General features: G+C 44.0%; 14 protein-coding genes and 2 riboswitches. Of the genes, 10 read left to right on the top strand and 4 right to left on the bottom strand.

Going from position 1 to position 16,510, the window contains the following annotated elements; genetic code table 11:
- Positions 1-469: 469 nt before the first annotated feature.
- Entirely contained in the window at positions 470-1,384 is a 915-nt protein-coding gene (locus tag AC0WRU_RS02585; RefSeq protein WP_476127088.1) for a copper amine oxidase N-terminal domain-containing protein, read from the bottom strand.
- Between the two features lie 547 nt (positions 1,385-1,931).
- On the opposite strand from AC0WRU_RS02585, the gene AC0WRU_RS02580 reads away from it, so the two are divergent.
- Positions 1,932-2,546 carry a hypothetical protein gene (locus tag AC0WRU_RS02580; protein WP_476127087.1) on the top strand — a complete coding sequence of 205 codons (615 nt, stop codon included), beginning with the start codon at positions 1,932-1,934 and terminating at the stop codon, positions 2,544-2,546.
- 239 nt (positions 2,547-2,785) lie between these two features.
- Here the strand turns inward: AC0WRU_RS02580 and AC0WRU_RS02575 are convergent, their stop codons facing one another.
- Positions 2,786-3,091: a DUF2089 family protein gene (locus AC0WRU_RS02575; protein ID WP_476127086.1), complete on the bottom strand. Its 306-nt coding sequence runs from the start codon at positions 3,089-3,091 to the stop codon at positions 2,786-2,788.
- An 874-nt stretch (positions 3,092-3,965) separates the two neighbouring features.
- On the opposite strand from AC0WRU_RS02575, the gene AC0WRU_RS02570 reads away from it, so the two are divergent.
- From AC0WRU_RS02570 to AC0WRU_RS02550, 5 genes are all read left to right on the top strand, one after another.
- Positions 3,966-4,853, top strand: coding sequence for an AraC family transcriptional regulator (locus tag AC0WRU_RS02570; RefSeq protein ID WP_476127085.1), 888 nt, complete (start codon positions 3,966-3,968; stop codon positions 4,851-4,853).
- A gap of 99 nt (positions 4,854-4,952) precedes the next feature.
- Positions 4,953-5,034, top strand: a riboswitch (cyclic di-GMP riboswitch).
- 42 nt (positions 5,035-5,076) lie between these two features.
- Positions 5,077-5,158: riboswitch (cyclic di-GMP riboswitch) on the top strand.
- A 13-nt stretch (positions 5,159-5,171) separates the two neighbouring features.
- Positions 5,172-5,978 carry a transglutaminase family protein gene (locus AC0WRU_RS02565; protein ID WP_476127084.1) on the top strand — a complete coding sequence of 269 codons (807 nt, stop codon included), beginning with the start codon at positions 5,172-5,174 and terminating at the stop codon, positions 5,976-5,978.
- A gap of 297 nt (positions 5,979-6,275) precedes the next feature.
- Complete coding sequence (locus AC0WRU_RS02560; RefSeq protein ID WP_025682368.1) at positions 6,276-6,902, top strand: class D sortase; 627 nt, start codon at positions 6,276-6,278, stop codon at positions 6,900-6,902.
- A 215-nt stretch (positions 6,903-7,117) separates the two neighbouring features.
- A complete protein-coding gene (locus AC0WRU_RS02555; protein ID WP_476127083.1) occupies positions 7,118-10,834 on the top strand; it encodes a collagen binding domain-containing protein in 3,717 nt (1,238 codons plus the stop codon).
- A gap of 181 nt (positions 10,835-11,015) precedes the next feature.
- Positions 11,016-11,615: a diguanylate cyclase domain-containing protein gene (locus AC0WRU_RS02550; RefSeq protein WP_476127082.1), complete on the top strand. Its 600-nt coding sequence runs from the start codon at positions 11,016-11,018 to the stop codon at positions 11,613-11,615.
- Between the two features lie 98 nt (positions 11,616-11,713).
- Here AC0WRU_RS02550 and AC0WRU_RS02545 read toward each other — a convergent pair whose 3' ends face one another.
- Positions 11,714-12,187, bottom strand: coding sequence for a cupin domain-containing protein (locus tag AC0WRU_RS02545; RefSeq protein ID WP_025682371.1), 474 nt, complete (start codon positions 12,185-12,187; stop codon positions 11,714-11,716).
- A gap of 307 nt (positions 12,188-12,494) precedes the next feature.
- Here AC0WRU_RS02545 and AC0WRU_RS02540 point away from each other — a divergent pair, with 307 nt between their 5' ends.
- The 4 genes from AC0WRU_RS02540 to AC0WRU_RS02525 all read left to right on the top strand — a co-directional run bounded on the left by AC0WRU_RS02540 (position 12,495) and on the right by AC0WRU_RS02525 (position 15,576).
- Positions 12,495-13,253 carry an amino acid ABC transporter ATP-binding protein gene (locus AC0WRU_RS02540; RefSeq protein WP_049827254.1) on the top strand — a complete coding sequence of 253 codons (759 nt, stop codon included), beginning with the start codon at positions 12,495-12,497 and terminating at the stop codon, positions 13,251-13,253.
- Between the two features lie 83 nt (positions 13,254-13,336).
- Positions 13,337-14,167, top strand: coding sequence for an ABC transporter substrate-binding protein (locus AC0WRU_RS02535; RefSeq protein ID WP_025682373.1), 831 nt, complete (start codon positions 13,337-13,339; stop codon positions 14,165-14,167).
- Positions 14,168-14,251: 84 nt separating this feature from the next.
- Positions 14,252-14,911 carry an amino acid ABC transporter permease gene (locus tag AC0WRU_RS02530; RefSeq protein ID WP_025682374.1) on the top strand — a complete coding sequence of 220 codons (660 nt, stop codon included), beginning with the start codon at positions 14,252-14,254 and terminating at the stop codon, positions 14,909-14,911.
- A 14-nt stretch (positions 14,912-14,925) separates the two neighbouring features.
- Positions 14,926-15,576 carry an amino acid ABC transporter permease gene (locus tag AC0WRU_RS02525; RefSeq protein WP_476127081.1) on the top strand — a complete coding sequence of 217 codons (651 nt, stop codon included), beginning with the start codon at positions 14,926-14,928 and terminating at the stop codon, positions 15,574-15,576.
- Positions 15,577-15,597: 21 nt separating this feature from the next.
- Here the strand turns inward: AC0WRU_RS02525 and AC0WRU_RS02520 are convergent, their stop codons facing one another.
- On the bottom strand, positions 15,598-16,491 hold the full coding sequence (locus AC0WRU_RS02520) for a LysR family transcriptional regulator (protein ID WP_476128546.1): 894 nt from the start codon (positions 16,489-16,491) through the stop codon (positions 15,598-15,600).
- Positions 16,492-16,510 lie beyond the last annotated feature (19 nt).

The following is a 16,510-nucleotide window of genomic DNA, read 5'->3' as shown; positions in this document are numbered from 1 at the left end:
ATATCTGTATTACCCATCATATCATTGCCCGTGTGAATTCCAAAGCTAACGGCACTCTATTTCCTGTAAAAGCTCGCCCCAAAAGTGAGCTGTTTCGGGAGTACATCAAACATTATAGCCCCAAACGGTAGCTCGTCGCTCATGGATTTGATCATTTTATAATTTCATGGTCTGATCAGGAGTGGCACCTTGCTTGTCAAAGCACACTGCGGGAACAGGATGACTCGACCCATTGACTCACTAATCGGCGGACGGGCCGATTGGCCGGGTTGCCCAGTTATCCGGCTTGTAAAAGCGCGCGCTCAGGCGATAACGAATGGGACACGCCCAGCCCTGGCATAGCGTTATGGGGCACCATCAAGACTTGGGGAAACCTATGTACGAAGAATAGGACGCCCTAATTGCCCAGGACGTCCTCTATTGGCAATCTGAGAACTCATATTGTGAGTTTTTTCTGACATTTCTCTTTTTATAGTTGTTCTTCTTCTGGAATAGAGAAGAACATTTGCTTCGCCTGATCTTCGGTCGCTTCACCCAGACGAGTTTTTTTACCGGCTTTATCAATAGTTCCGAACGTGGTGCCACCCGGAACGCTATAATTATAATAAACAACGCCCTTTTGGATCGTTGGCATTTTGCCACTTTGTTCAACAATTTTGTTGGTGAGGAACGGCAGACTTGCATTTTTAGCTTCCTGTTGCAGATTCAGTCTTGCAGACCAGAGCAGCTCTACATGTGTGTCAATGATACGATAGTAATTCACAATGTCCATATGTTGTTCGAAAAATTCGCTGGATTGGTTTTTTGGGAAGTAGCGAATGTAATTCATACTATCCCCTTCTTCACCTTGCAGTACATTAACTTTCGCAATACGTGGAAGATCGTATGCACCATGACGAGCTAAAGAAATATCGCTAGATTGGATTTCTTTCAGCATATCTTCTGTCGGTTTAGCTACGTAAACTGTACGATCTGGAGCATTCCAGTACACTTGAGATCCGGACGCATCTGCAATGAAACGCAACGGTACCATAACACGACCCTTTTTCATTACAGAAGAGGTAGATAGCGTTACTTTTTTCCCACCTACCATTGCCTCTTTTTTACCAGCCACCAGTGTCGATTTTGTTCCGTTATTATCTACAGTTACCGTTTTAGAAGTGTTGTTCCAGCTGATCGTTACACTAGGAATTGATCTTAACATATTCAATGCCACCAACGTGGAACCATTCTCAATATATGGGTCTGCATCCCCTGACACAGGTTCGTTATTCACTTGCACAATAATTGACTTGGAAGCTGCCGCAGAAACGCCAGGAACACCGCTGGCAAGCATGCTAAAGGATATTGCAGATGCAAGAGCCGCTTTGGAAAATGTATTCATAATTTTAGTCTCCTTAATAGTATTGTGTATATTCAGACGTATATTATACCAAAAAGTTACACATACTAGGAAATTTCATAAATTTGATATGGTGATTTCCAATCTATCTTCATAATCATATTTCACATATGGTGCACTGCATGGTTGGATGATGTTTTCATCGCGTCCTTCCGCGAATTTTTTAGAGTATCCTTATCACTAATGTAGGTATAAATAGACAAAGGCAACTGCCTTTGTTTTTAGAGAACCGTTTTGCTTTTGCAGTTCTTATGTGAATTTTTAAATTCATGTGAATAGTTAAAACAAAAAACAAGCTCAATATCATATATTAGCGGCTGGCTACAATTTCAATCTATAACACTCTTAAACTGATTATGGTTCTAATCTCTTAAAAACATTTATTTGGGAAGTCAACCGCTTATTTCGAGTTATAGTCAACAAGTTTTGAAGTATGGTTGTAAAACATATTAAAAAAACTCCTATATATATGAGAAGAGAAAACAGTAAAAAATCTTCTCAAAAAACATTATAAGGAGTAGATATTAATATGAACAGACACGCAGGAATCGTTGCAGAGACAACCGCAGCCAATTACACAGGATTGACAGCAAAGCTTACTATCCCTTCCAGTATTCATACTAACGATGGATATGTTGACTGGTACATGGGAATTGGTAAATCCGCAATTGAAGCCGGTATTTCCTACAAGGCTGGTGTAGGCTTCAAAGTATTCATCAACGGTGTCGTTGACGCCGATAAAGAAGGTGTACGTTCCAGACCTGTATCCTTCCTGAGTCCAGGACAAACGGTTGATATGAAACTCGTGTATAACCACGGCACCAAAAAAGCAACGTTGTACATTAATAGCAAGCCTATCGACTGGGCTACCGAAGTTACCGCAACGGCTGACGCTTTGAAGCGACTGAGCACTTACAACACAGTAAAGCTGGTACACGGTGTGGAAGACAGTGGCTTTAACACATTCAGTCAAGCTACTTACTCTTCTCCGCAGCTTCGCATGGACACTGCGGGTACACAGTACAAAGCTTGGACTTCAAGTTTGTCCACAACTGCTTCGCGCGTTTTGGGTGACGCAGGCAGTGCAGATCATTTCTATGTTTTACAAAACTTCCCGCTGGCAACTCGTTTGGATCGAGCATAAGATTTACAATTAAAAAGTAAAAGAATGAAAATAACTCCATATAATTATGGAGTTATTTTCATTCAGGCTGTCGAGAAACCCCCTGTTTTTTTGAAGAGGGTTAAAATGGTCGTTTTTCTCCAATAAAAGTGGGTCTCAGATCGTTTTAAATCGATTTTTGTTTTAAAAGTTGAGCTCCCCCAAATAAGCAATGTGACAAATAGAATCAAGAAAATTATCAAAAAAACGTAACCGTCATACTAATTCTCCCCTTTATTTATTGATTTTTTATATTCGTTAACAAGTAATTTGGCTGTTGTAAAATCAATCCGATCATCTAATGCCAATCGTTTGATAAGAGAAACGAATATGTCTTTATCCTCATTTTCAGTTATGTTTATTTTTTGAATTAAACGATCTAATCGAAGTCTTACTGTAGGATATGTTACCTTATATATTGATGCAATCTGTTTAAGTGACCCTGATTCCAAAACGAAGTTTTTGATAAATGCTACGTCCTCATCATCAAGATTGACCATCCATTCAGGGATAATTCTAATTGTCATAAAAACCCCCTACGTGGTATTTCTTTTATAATATTATGTTATTCTTTAATTATGTTAAAGTTAATACTTATTATTTGTTTTAATTATATTTAGGAAACGAGTAAAAAAACAACGTATGAACATAGACTGTCCCGTGTCAACGGAAACAAATCGTCTTTCGAGGGGCACAGATAAGAAAAAGTTGATGCAAACGTATACGTTTGTGAGGATGTTTTTTTGATGGGAAATTGAATGATAATGACTATTTATGCGAGCTTGCTAAAACGAACGCATTGGAGCACTCTCGACAACTTCAACTTCTAGGTTTATTTTCCCTAAAGTAGTTTATATAACGAATACAAAATGCGCAATCAAGTGGGCTCACTTATTGCGTAATTTTGTATGCACATATTCGCATTTATCTCTCTTTTGGATCTACATGTTCGTGAACAACATCACAACATTGGACCCAATCTAATTTTCTTCATGATAAGCCTAATGAACTATTTCGCTAGAACAAAGACCCATTTTTTTCAAAACAAAAGGATATGCGCGTCGGAAGGTGGAATGGGCATAGAATACCTTTAGCATCCTTTCCTGGATTTTATTCCAGAAATGAATTGAACCCATGGCATCTCCAAATTTTTTCAAGATGATTTAACTTTTTCGTATGGATGAATGAGTTAAAAATATGGAGGAAACGAGGCTGTTTTCACCATAATAGTACACCTGAATTCGAATGGAAAATAATTCAAAATATTATTCGCTACATGCATTTATGTGATGTGATAAAATAAACCGTATTCATAGGAAATCATGTGTAAACCACCATATTGTTTTGTTAAACAAACAGTGATTAGCTTGATAAATTTGCTCTTTTGTAAAGGAATTGAATATGACAACAGACCAAAAAAACAACAGGAATGGGACCCCTTGGAGCAGCGATCCAGTCGTCATTGCACGTACTCCCTCCGCTTTTGCCAAGCAATCCCTTTTTTATATACAGGAAATAGGTTATTTCAAAAAAACATCTGCTTATGCCATGGAACGGAAGGAACTCACCTCGTTTCTGCTCGTTTTTACGTTATCAGGACAAGGGGAATTACTGTACCGGGAGAAAAAATACATATTGAAGCCTCATGATATGTTTTTCGTTAGTTGTGAGGAATACGTACAGTACAGCACCGCTGGTCATGAAGCATGGGAGTTTATCAGTGTACATGTGTACGGCAATCTGATCGACAATTTCTACGAACAATTTGCCAAGCAAAACAAGCCTGTAATATCACTCAACGATCCATGCACCATATCGGACAAGCTGCGTTCCCTGTTATACGTACAATCTGACAGAAGCTTCTCTGCTGAGTTGCTTACATCCAGACTCATCGGTGAGTTGCTGACGTATATTTTGCAGCACCCTTACGATCATCCGTATGTAAACCAGGATACGATCACCGAGATACGCAAGGTTCAGCAATATTTGGATCGATCCTACAGTGAGCGAATTACGCTGGATTCGCTGGCAGACATGTTTGAGTTAAACAAATTTAATCTCGCTAAAAACTTCAAGAAACAGATCGGATTTTCTCCTATCGATTATCTCATTAATGTCCGCATCACAGCGGCTCAAGGCTGGCTTAAAACCAGTGACGAATCCATTGTGGATATCGCACGGTTTGTAGGGATTCCCAATACCAGCCATTTTATCAACCTATTCAAGGAACATGTCGGAGAAACCCCACATTCCTTCCGCAAAAAATGGGGAAATCGTGCAAAACTATAAACTCATCTATCGGATGACTTTGTCGAAAAACAGAGAAAATCTGAGATTGTGCTTGCCTGATCGGAAGCCTAACTGATAGAATGATAGATATAGACTGTTCAGGATAAATGGCAAACCTGTCGAAAGGCAGGGACGCAAAGCTACAGGGCCTTCTTTTTTAAGATGGTAGCCAGCTACCGGTTGGAGAGGCTTTTTGTCGTGTCTTTTTTTCCTGAAAAACTTTATACGATAATAGCAAACCTGTCGAAAGGCAGGGACGCAAAGCTATAGGGCCTTCTTTTTAAGATGGCAGCCTGGCCGCCGAAAGGAAGTTTTTCTATGAGGAAAATGTCGTCTTTTTTACTAATTTTAGTATTTTTATTATCCATCCCCCTACATACGACAGCATTTGCTGCCGAAAGTCAGGCATGGCTGAATCAAAACAACGTAAACCACGGTATTGTTAATATACGTTATCCTGTCAAGTCCAATGTCAAAACCAAGATCGTAATTACCAAGGATGCGGAGAAATACTCTTATTATCTGAATTCGAGCAAACCTGAGGAAGCATTCGCTCTTCAAATGGGCAATGGCAATTATAACATTCGTTTATTGGAACAGCTAACTGGCAATCAGTATAAAGTGATAGGTGAAGAAACGGTCCAGTTAAATTTGAATGACAGTAAAACCATATACCTCAATTCTATTCAAAATATTGACTGGAGCGATACGAATCAGGCGATTCGGAAAGCCAAGGAATTAACCAAGGGTGCAACGACAGATGATGAAAAGGTGAAACGTATTTACGAGTATGTCATTAGTCATATTAAATACGATTCCAACCAACCTTTTTCCTTATCACCCGACTATCTTCCACAAATTGATCGTACACTAGTTTCGCAAAAAGATATTTGCTATGGATACGCTTCACTGTTCGCCGCCATGCTTCGAAGTGTGGATGTTCCAACGAAACTGGTTATGGGCGAATCCTCCTATGTGAATACCTACCACGCTTGGAATGAAGTCAATATCAACAATCAATGGGTTATCGTTGACACTACAGTAGATGCCGCTCTAAAAAGCGGTAAACAGAAGTTTGCAATGGCCAAAGAACCCTCCAAATACACAAAAACAAAGCAATATTAATTTTTTTTTAGAAAGCCCTGATCACTGCGATCAGGGCTTTTTTCTATTCTTGTTGAGAAATTGTTGAGATAAGGAAGGTATTGTATACCTAGTCAGTCATTTAAAACCTACCGTGTTGAATATACTAATTTGACTGGGCCATTAATGTGAAGGCTGTGGATGATGTAAACCCGGTATTAGATAGCATTGTGCCTGAATCTACACCTGCACCCTTTCTCAGACTACACTAAATGGAAAGGGAGGATTTTTAAAATCAGTATGTGATACACCTTACATAAGTTAGGGAGGTTTTTTAGATTGCGTAAGCTATCATACTTGTTCATCGCCTTGGGAATACTCATTATTTTGTTTCCTAAAGCCAATGAATGGAACGAAGATCGGAAGCAGAGCGAGCTTTTGAAAGAGGCAGAAGTACTGAACCCTAGCATTATCGACGGCTATAAGCGCTTGTCCAGCAAGCTTGGAGATAACACGGGCATCGAAACCACACGAGGTCCTTCGGTACCCGCAAATGAACCAGACCCTAAGCAACTCCCCATTGCCACCATTAGCATTAATCGTATTGATTTGAAGCTTCCTGTGCTGGAGGGTGCAACTTGGGATAATATGAAGCACGCATCTGTACACATGTCGGAAACGGCAGCTCTGGGTCAGACAGGAAACGCCGCCATAGCAGCCCACCGTGCGCGTACAGCAGGACGTTTATTTAATCGGCTGAACGAGGTAAAGATTGGAGATAAAATCATTATTAATACCAAGGGTGAACAATATAGTTATACAGTCTATAAAATTTCGATTGTCGATCCTACAGACGTCTCCGTTCTGAAAAGCTTTGAAAATCAAAAGCTGCTCACATTAATTACATGTGACCCTCTTGTAAATCCGACACATCGCCTCATTGTTCAGGCCCGACAAAGCACCTAAAGCTGGATCTGTTCGCCATATCCGAACACCCTTGCTGCTCAGATTTACTTAATTTGCAGCGTTAGGGGTTATCTCTATTTCATTGGACAGACTCTTAGTCCGTTGAATATATTACTTCCGGGAAAGAAGGAGGGATGCTATAAACGCCCCGACATGAATACAATATACAGTAATCTTTATACAGTAATCTTTAGACAAGGAGACTTAAATAGAGTATGAGAAAAAAATGGAATGTAATGATTATTGCATTATTACTCACAATACAAAGCTTTTTTGGTATCACACAGGCTTATGCTCAAATTCCTGCCCCGGATCAGCCGGAGATTGCCGGAACCGAGGCAGGGCGAACCGTTACAAATGATGTATATGATATCGTAGTACCCGAAACAGAACCAGTCATAGAACCAGAACAACAGAAGCCTCCTTCCCTACCAGCTCCTGTTGTTCAGGCAGCGGCCGCCACAAATTCTGAAGAAGCTGCTCAAGCAAGTATTTTAACGAAACTTACCCTGACCGATGCGACTGGTCAAGTAATTGATGCGGTATACAATCCCGATAGTCGCTTGGACATTGACGATGCAGTCCATCTCATTTATGACTGGGAGCTTCCCAACAATACGTACAAAGCCGGAGACACTTTTACCTTTCAATTGCCCGAGCAATTTGTAATCTACACAGATATCTCCTCTCCTTTGGTTACGACAGATGGAAATGTTGGCCATTTCACAGTAGACCGCCAAGGCAAAGTGGTCATGACTTTTAACGATTACGTGGAGAGCCGTTCCAATGTCAGCGGAAAACTGGAGGTTAAGACCGAGTTCAGCAAGCAAATAGAAAAAGGCAGTACAGAGGTCATTATCGCCATCCCGATCAAGGGGGGCGTACAAACAGCAGTCGTAAATATCAAGCCTGCGGCAGGCTCTTCCTTGGATAAGCAAGGGAAAGCCAATGGAACCCATCAGATTGATTGGACGATTGACGTAAATAAACAATTGGATACGGTTCAACATGCTGTAGTCACCGACCCGACTCCCCAAGGATTGGAGCTGGTAAGGGATTCTATTCGGTTATACCATTTACAAATCAACGTGGATGGTTCAACCTTGCTGCGTGATCCGGTGGATAAGGATACGTATACGCTGGAAGCCGATTCGGCTGGTACCGGCTTCATCATCCGTTTTAAAGATGGAAACATCAGCAGCGCATACCGAATCCAATACTCCACTAACATCACCAGCGAAGAATCTCGTTTTTCCAACACAGCCACTTTTTCAGGCAACAATACGAAAGACGCTTCTGCAACAGCTACAGTAACCGTTCAACGCGGCGAATTTTTGTCCAAAAAGATGGAGCAATACGACCCGGTTACTCAAACGGTATCCTGGGCGATCAAGTATAATTTTGGCGAAAAGAAAATTCCCGCCGGGAAAGCCGTGTTAGCTGACCGCTTCAACAAAAGCCAGCAGCTCATGGCCGGTTCGCTTAAAGTGTACAAAGGAGCTACTTCTGAGGAGCTTTCATCCTCCGAATATACCGTCTCACTGGTTAACAATGAAACGGCCAACGGCTTCGATTTACGCTTCAACTCCGATGTGGAGACAGCATACACGATCCGTTATCAAACCAAGGCCATAGATCGTGTACTTAAAAATGAACGGATAACGAATACCGTAACGTCTGATGGAGTAACCAAAGATACTACTACCGAGCTAAAAAGCGGGGTCATTGTTAAAGGCTTCAAGGAACCGAACTACAACACAAAAACAATTCCCTGGGTTATTGCCATCAATACGGATAAATACACGATGAATCAGGTTGTGATCAACGATACGTTTCCGAATGGCGGTCTGGCTCTCTTACCGGATACATTAAAGATCCAAAGCGCAGACGGAAAATCAACACTAACATCACCAGCAGATTATGAACTGATTCCTTTATCACAAGACTATAAGCAAGGATTCACGATACGTTTCCATAAAACGATCCAGGATGCGTATACCATCAGCTATTCAACAACATTTAATAATGAATGGAAAAAAGATACGAGCAAGCCGGATTTCTGGAATAAAGCTTCCATCTCATGGGTACAAAATGAAACATCTTACTCTGCTGCAGCCGAAGCCCGGCTATGGCCTGACAATCTGACACAGCAGAACGGTGCCAAACAAGGAAGCTATAACGCTACATCCAAGCACATCACATGGGACATCTTGACGAACTATAACCGTAAAACCCTGAATCAGGCTGAAATAAAGGATACGCTACAGCAAGGGCAGAAGCTGGTTCCCGGCTCTGTCAAAGTGTATGACATGACACTGCTCGGATGGTGGAATGGTGTGGAAAAGGGAGCTGAACTGCCAGCAGACCAATATACCCTTGTTCTTCCCACCGCTGATAACGGCAATGAGCTGCGTATTCATTTTAATGAACAGATCAACACTCCCTACTGGATCACTTTTCAGACCACATTGGAGGGAGAGCTTATTGATAAAGAAATCAACAATAAGGCTCTGCTGATGGATGGAAAAAACATGATCTCTGAGTGGGCAGCCAAAGTAACTGTGCCCTATGGGGGAGAATACGTTACAAAATCCGGTAGCCAGAATGGTAATAAGATTGACTGGCAGATCCGGATCAATGAAGGGCAATCTTATGTCTCCAACGCCAAAATCGTGGATACACCCAGCAGCAATCAAATCCTGATTGAAGATTCCTTTCATTTGTATTCCACCAAAGTATCAGCCAACGGAAAGGCTGCCAAAGACACTGAATTAGCCAAAGATCAGGATTATAAACTGAAAATTACGACAAACGATCAAGGTCAGCAATCCTTTGAGCTTGGCTTCACACAGGCCATTTCATCCAGTTATATTTTGGAATATCAATCCTTTATTCAAGCGGATGATAAAGCGAAAGTGAGTAACAGCGTCTATTTTGAGGGCGACCGCTTAACTACGGAGCTGAGAGAAACCAGTAAAGAAATCATCGTGCGGACATCCTCCGGTTCAGGTTCAGGGGGAGGCATAACAGGAAGCCTGGAAGTGACCAAGGTCGACCAGGATCATCCTGACAAGGTGTTGTCTGGAGCACGCTTTGCACTCTATGATAAGAGCCAAAAAAGAGCCCCGCTCATTCAAACTACCAATGCAGACGGGAAAATTTTGTTCAATTCATTGCTGTATGATGATTATATTCTGGAGGAACTTACGGCTCCAGCAGGCTATAAAATAACAACCTCGAAGACAGCGGTCAAAATAGACGCCACGGTTAAACAAAGCTCAGGTATTAAGCAGATTGTGGTAACCAATGAAAAAGAGACCCCTGTCGATCCGGGTAAACCTACCAATCCAGGAACGCCTACGAATCCAGGAACGCCTACGAATCCGGGAACGCCTACGAATCCGGGAACGCCTACGAATCCGGGAACGCCTACGAATCCGGGAACGCCTACGAATCCGGGAACGCCTACGAATCCGGGAACGCCTACGAATCCGGGAACGCCTACGAATCCGGGTTCAGGTAAAAAGCGCGATAAAGATCCTGAACCCACAGAAATACCGATTGTACCCGTTAAGCCAGTAACCAATGAACCACAGATCGTTGAAGATGAAGATGTGCCATTGGGTGTTCCAGTGATTGAGCAGCCCCCTGCAGAACCCGATGCGCTACCGAAATCGCCAGAAATTGATCCTCCTCAGGAATCGTCTCCACCTGTAGAGATCGAAGATGATCCCATCCCTAAGGGAGGTATCAAGTTCCCTGTTGAGGACCCCGAGGACCCAAGTGATCCAGGTCACACTCCGCAGGTAAAGAAATTACCGCAGACAGGAGAAAACAGTCCTGCTTCCTTCTATGTGAGCGGAATGTCTTTCATTCTTCTGGGTGCCTATTTGAAATACAGACGGATGCATAAAAATAAAAGAATAAAATAATCAAACAATCCCCTTTCTCGGCTTATACAAAGCGAGGAAGGGGTACTATCATGATATGGGTGGTGACATAAACTTGAATTTAACTCAAAACTCCTATACGCTCTTATGTTTATTGATCTTAAACCTGATCGTATGGATATGCCTTGGGGTTTTTTTAAGGTCCGTATTTGTGGAAAGAACTATGCTAAGGAAACTTGCTTACCAAGACCCGGTAACAGGTTTGTTCAATCGGAATGCGCTCAACCATTTCTGGAAGCAGTATAAAGGCAAAGAAAGCACCGCTATTTTATACATTGACCTGGATGGCTTCAAAGCCATTAATGATGCTTATGGGCACAGGGTAGGCGATATGCTGTTACATGAAGTCAGCCTTCATCTGCTACAAGTCATGAATGCGAACCAAAAGGCTTTTCGTATTGGGGGGGATGAATTTTTGCTCATCATAAAAAATTTTGATTCCGACCAGGTAAAGATTTTGGCGGAACTCCTCCTAAGAAAAATCAGCAGAGCCTACAGCATTCATGGACACAGATTATCTGTCACGGGAAGTATTGGCATTAGTATGAATCCATCCCAGAAGGAGAATCTGCAGACATTGCTCAAAGAAGCGGATATCGCCATGTACCATGCCAAACGAATGGGAAGAAACCGTTATGCCTTGTATTCCAAGATCAACCGGAAACAGAGTAGTTCATATAGCTCTACACGGATCAAAAACCTCGCAAAAGACATTCGAAAGCGCCATAATATCCATGCCAAAAAACAACCTGCACCTCTATAAGCCATGCAACAATCTAAGCCCAGCGGAGAATATAAATCAGGCGGGTGATTCCTGTTGATTCAAAGAAATACACCCGCCAAATGCACACATCATTACAATTATTCGGTTGGACCCGTAGTACCCTTTGCAATCAGCTTGAAATCGTCAAAGTGGAATCCCGGAGCGACAACGCAGGTTACCAGCACAGGCTCATCCCCAAGCGGACGTGCCGTTTGCCATACTGTGCCCGGTACCAGCGCTTGTGGATGCTGTCCTGCCTCCACATCGGCACCGACGATAATCACGGTTTCTTCACCAGGTTGTTCTCCGCTTCCACCCAATTTCAACTCCACAGGGCTGCCGCTATGATACAGCCACAGCTCATCCGAATGTACGACATGCCACTCGGAGAACTCGCCCGGATGCAGCAAGAAATACGTCGACGAAGCTGCAAAACGCGGACCGGAATACATATCCGGCAGTACAGGCTTCGGAATTTGAAAATGGGCCTTCCACATCTCTTTGTACCAGCCGCCTTCCGGATGGGGCTCCATGCCCAATGCGGTTACCAGCGGTGAAATAGCTTTCGTCATTGCACTAACCTTCCTTTACCCTAAATTCCTTCTCCCCTACTGTAAAACATAGCGTTGCTTTTGTCACGTTTCTCCCTTGGAATGTCGAAGGTCGTTATTTTGTGTCATATTTAGTAACATTTAATTGTGCATTCATGCTCATTCACATGTGGAAATAGCGATTTTCTCATGAATAATTACATGAAAATATATTTAGAGTTAAGTTTTATGACATAAAATCTTGTTTTTTATTGTAAGCTTATAGTATCATGAGAGAAAATTTTGAAATTTTGATAGAGCTTGATCATGCCAGCCAATCTACCAAGCTATGTATCCAAGCCTGAAAGGGGTGAGCCTTCTGATCCAGTTTCGTAACGTCAACAAGCATTTTGGTCACTTCCATGTACTTAAAGACATCAATCTCCAAATTAAGGAGGGCGAGGTCGTCGTGATCATCGGACCCTCCGGCTCGGGTAAAAGCACCCTGCTACGCTGCATCAATCGTCTGGAAACCATATCGGACGGGGAGCTGATCGTCAACGAGATACCTGTACATGACAAAAAGATTGATATTAACGCCTTCCGGCGCAATATCGGTATGGTATTTCAGCACTTCAATTTGTATCCCCATAAAAAGGTAATCGAGAATATTGTACTTGCACCCATGAAGGTGCTGGGCATCTCGAAGGAAGAGGCTACCCAAACAGCCATCACCTATTTGAAGCGTGTTGGAATCGAGGAAAAGGCACAGAGCTACCCCGCTCAATTGTCGGGCGGACAGCAGCAACGGGTTGCTATCGCCCGTGGTCTCGCGATGAATCCGAAAATTATGCTGTTTGACGAACCTACCTCCGCTCTTGATCCTGAAACTATCGGGGAGGTACTGGATGTTATGCGTTCGCTCGCGCATCAAGGCATCACCATGGTCATTGTGACTCATGAAATGGGCTTTGCCCGTGAAGTAGCGGATCGCGTCATTTTCATGGACAAAGGACAGATTTTAGAAGACAGTCAGCCTGCCGAGTTTTTCCAGAATCCGGGTGAGGAGCGGGCGCGCCTGTTCCTGAGCCGTCTGATTCATCATTAAACAGACCTTTAAATGGATTCAGGATTTTTTCAAACTCCTCTGGAGTGTAAATTCAGAACGTAAATCGAAAGGGGATTGTTCAAATGAGAAAAAGATATTCATGGAGTGCCCTTATGCTGCTTATGCTGTCCTGTCTACTCGTTTTGGCTGGCTGTGGAGGCAAGCAGGGAACAGCAACGTCGGGGAATGAGGCGCCGGCAGCCAACGGGCTGGAAGCCATCAAGCAACGTGGCAAGCTGGTTGTTGGTGTGAAATACGACACCAAGCTGTTCGGTCTGAAGGACCCGGCCACCGGGAAAGTAGAAGGCTTTGATATCGACATTGCCAAGGCAGTAGCCAAACATATTTTTGGAGACGAAACCAAGCTTGAATTGAAGGAAGTCACATCCAAAACACGAATCCCCTTGCTGCAAAACGGGGACATCGACGCCATTATCGCGACCATGACCATTTCGGACGAACGTAAAAAGCAGGTCGATTTCAGCGACGTCTACTTTAACGCCGGGCAATCCCTGCTTGTGAAAAAAGGAAGCCCGATTACCGGTCTGGAGTCCCTGACTCCGGATACCAAGGTACTCGCAGTTAAGGGCTCCACCTCCGCCAAAAATATCCGCGAAAAAGCACCCAAAGCGACTGTACTGGAGTTTGAGAACTACCAGGATGCATTTAATGCACTCAAGGCAGGTCAAGGGCAGGCGTTGACCACCGATAACTCTATTTTGCTCGGCATGCAACAGCAAGATCCGAATTACACCCTCGTAGGCGGAAACTTCACTGAGGAGCCTTACGGCATTGCGGTGAAGAAGGGACAAACCGAATTGCTGCAAGCCATTAACGATACGCTCAAGGAACTGAAAAGCAACGGTGAATACGATAAGCTCCACGAGCAATGGCTTGGGGTTAAACCCGAATAATATTCTTGTGAAGGAGCCGCAGCTGCGTGCTCCTTCCTTTCTTTAGAAAAGCCCATCGCTCTGGATAAGGAGGTAAATCCGCAGATGCTTACTTTTGATATCAACGTACTTTTCGACCACGGCGACCGCTTTAGAGAAGGCTTGCTTCATACCGTTCAAGCCAGTGTCATTGCCTTGATCGGAAGCTTTATTCTGGGGGCGATCATCGCCATCCTCCGAATTGCGCCCTTTAAATGGCTGAACTGGATTGGCACCATCTATGTAGAGGTCATTCGTAATATCCCGTTGCTGATCGTTGTGCTGTTCTTTTATCTGGGACTTCCCACTTTGGGCGTTCCCTTGGACGGGTTTACATCTGGAACGCTTGGTTTGACCGTGTACACAGCCTCCTTTATTGCAGAAGCGATACGTGCCGGCATCCAGTCCGTACCGAAGGGGCAATTTGAAGCCGCACGCTCCTCCGGACTGAGCTACAACCAGACGATGATCAGCATTATTTTGCCGCAAGCGATTAAAATTGTACTGCCTGCGATTGGCAACCAATTCATCAATCTGGTCAAAAACTCTTCCGTACTGGCCATAGTAGCCGGACTGGACCTGATGTATTACTCTGACCTGATTAACTCGGATACCTTTATGCCCATCACCGTCTATGCCATTACAGCGTTGTTATACCTTATATTGACGGTTCCGCTCAGCTTTCTTGTTCTGTACATGGAGCGTCGTCTGTCCAAAACATCCTAAGGAGGGAAGCCCGTATGGATTTCAGTGGCTTGTTTGTATGGCCTAATGTGCGTTTTATACTGGAGGGCTTCCTGCTGACGCTGGAGGTCGCCGTGTACTCCATCGTGTTCAGCTTCGCGCTCGGTATCGCGTTCGGCATCCTGCGCTATACGCGCTTACCTGTCGTTTCACAGGTAGCGGCCTTTTTGATTGATCTGATTCGCAATCTTCCGTTATTGCTCATTATCTTCTTCATCGGTATGGTCTTACCGTCCATTGGCCTTTCCATTTCGCTCAAATGGGCAGCCATTACGGGCCTGTCGATCTTTGAGGGTGCCATGATCGCCGAGATTGTTCGTAGCGGTTTGAACTCCATTCATAAAGGACAGATCGAAGCCGCACGTTCCTCCGGGCTGAGCTACTCCAGAACGTTATGGCATATCATTCTGCCGCAAGCGCTTCGCCGCATGGTGCCGCCCATCGTCAGCCAGTTCATTTCCCTGCTCAAGGATACTTCTCTCGCAGTCATTATCAGTCTGCCGGAGCTGACACATAACATTCAGATTGTCGGCGGTCAAAATCAATCCTTCGTCATTCCGGCTCTGCTGTTCGCCGCTTTCCTGTACTTCGCTGTCAATTACAGCATGTCGCTGCTTGCACGCAGGCTGGAGGTGCGCACTCATTAGCATTCAGCACACATAGCTTGATCAGAGCTGCCGCCAGACTGAACGTTCTGTCAGCACAGCATGTATTTTTTCAATCAGCCGTTTAATGGCTTCTCCCGTGTAACGATCTGACCGATGAATCAGCTCCAGCCGAACCTCGGGTACTCCCCGTGAAATAGGCACTGCACAAAGGGATGAACGGTCCAGGGATACTGCGAGGGATTTGGTCTGGATAGTCACTGCAAGTCCCTCCTGTACCCAACGCAGGATCGCAGGAATGGAATGGGTCTCCATGGCAGTGGCAAAGGGATACCCGCGATCACAGAAGCATTTTTCAATGTGCCTTCTACCCAGATGATCCCCTGGCTGCATAGCCCAAGGCATGTGCCTCAATTCGTCCAGTGCAATCGAAGAACGGTTGGCAAACGCATGTCCTGCCGGGACAATAAGACAGTAGCTCTCCGTCCGAAGCGGTAGCTGGACGAGCCTTTCATCTATACCTGAGTGCAGCGTAATGCCAAGGTCCATCCGGTTATCCAGCACCTGCTCCAGCAATTCAAACGATGGGTGGATGTGCAGACTGATTTTAGGAAACAAACGATGAAAATCCATAAACATCTCTTGCAAGGGTTCCTCAAGCTCCGGCAAAGCGATACCGATCCGTAAGCTTCCCCGTTGCTCGGTGCGAAGCTCCTCAATGGAAGCCTTCGCCTGCTGTAAATTCTTGAGTGCATGAGCGCTGTGCTGTAGCAACAGTTTTCCAGCCTCTGTCATTTTGATCTTTTTGCCTGCACGATTAAAGAGAGTCATCCCCAGTTCTTCCTCCAACGCCTTAATTTGCAAACTGAGCGTAGGCTGGGAGATTCCGATCTTTTCAGAAGCTTTCGTAAAATGCAGTTCCTCGCATACGGCTATGAAGTATTGAAGCTGGCGTATTTCCGTCTTCTTTCTCTCC

This window comes from Paenibacillus sp. 1-8 (genome assembly GCF_056316205.1).
This window is presented reverse-complemented; position numbering and strand designations above follow the sequence as displayed.

Coding starts and splice junctions, on each gene's coding strand:
- AC0WRU_RS02585 (WP_476127088.1), bottom strand. CDS start 1,384: ATGAATACATTTTCCAAAGCGGCTCTTGCATCTGCAATATCCTTTAGC.
- AC0WRU_RS02580 (WP_476127087.1), top strand. CDS start 1,932: ATGAACAGACACGCAGGAATCGTTGCAGAGACAACCGCAGCCAATTAC.
- AC0WRU_RS02575 (WP_476127086.1), bottom strand. CDS start 3,091: ATGACAATTAGAATTATCCCTGAATGGATGGTCAATCTTGATGATGAG.
- AC0WRU_RS02570 (WP_476127085.1), top strand. CDS start 3,966: ATGACAACAGACCAAAAAAACAACAGGAATGGGACCCCTTGGAGCAGC.
- AC0WRU_RS02565 (WP_476127084.1), top strand. CDS start 5,172: ATGAGGAAAATGTCGTCTTTTTTACTAATTTTAGTATTTTTATTATCC.
- AC0WRU_RS02555 (WP_476127083.1), top strand. CDS start 7,118: ATGAGAAAAAAATGGAATGTAATGATTATTGCATTATTACTCACAATA.
- AC0WRU_RS02550 (WP_476127082.1), top strand. CDS start 11,016: ATGCTAAGGAAACTTGCTTACCAAGACCCGGTAACAGGTTTGTTCAAT.
- AC0WRU_RS02545 (WP_025682371.1), bottom strand. CDS start 12,187: ATGACGAAAGCTATTTCACCGCTGGTAACCGCATTGGGCATGGAGCCC.
- AC0WRU_RS02540 (WP_049827254.1), top strand. CDS start 12,495: ATGTATCCAAGCCTGAAAGGGGTGAGCCTTCTGATCCAGTTTCGTAAC.
- AC0WRU_RS02535 (WP_025682373.1), top strand. CDS start 13,337: ATGAGAAAAAGATATTCATGGAGTGCCCTTATGCTGCTTATGCTGTCC.
- AC0WRU_RS02530 (WP_025682374.1), top strand. CDS start 14,252: ATGCTTACTTTTGATATCAACGTACTTTTCGACCACGGCGACCGCTTT.
- AC0WRU_RS02525 (WP_476127081.1), top strand. CDS start 14,926: ATGGATTTCAGTGGCTTGTTTGTATGGCCTAATGTGCGTTTTATACTG.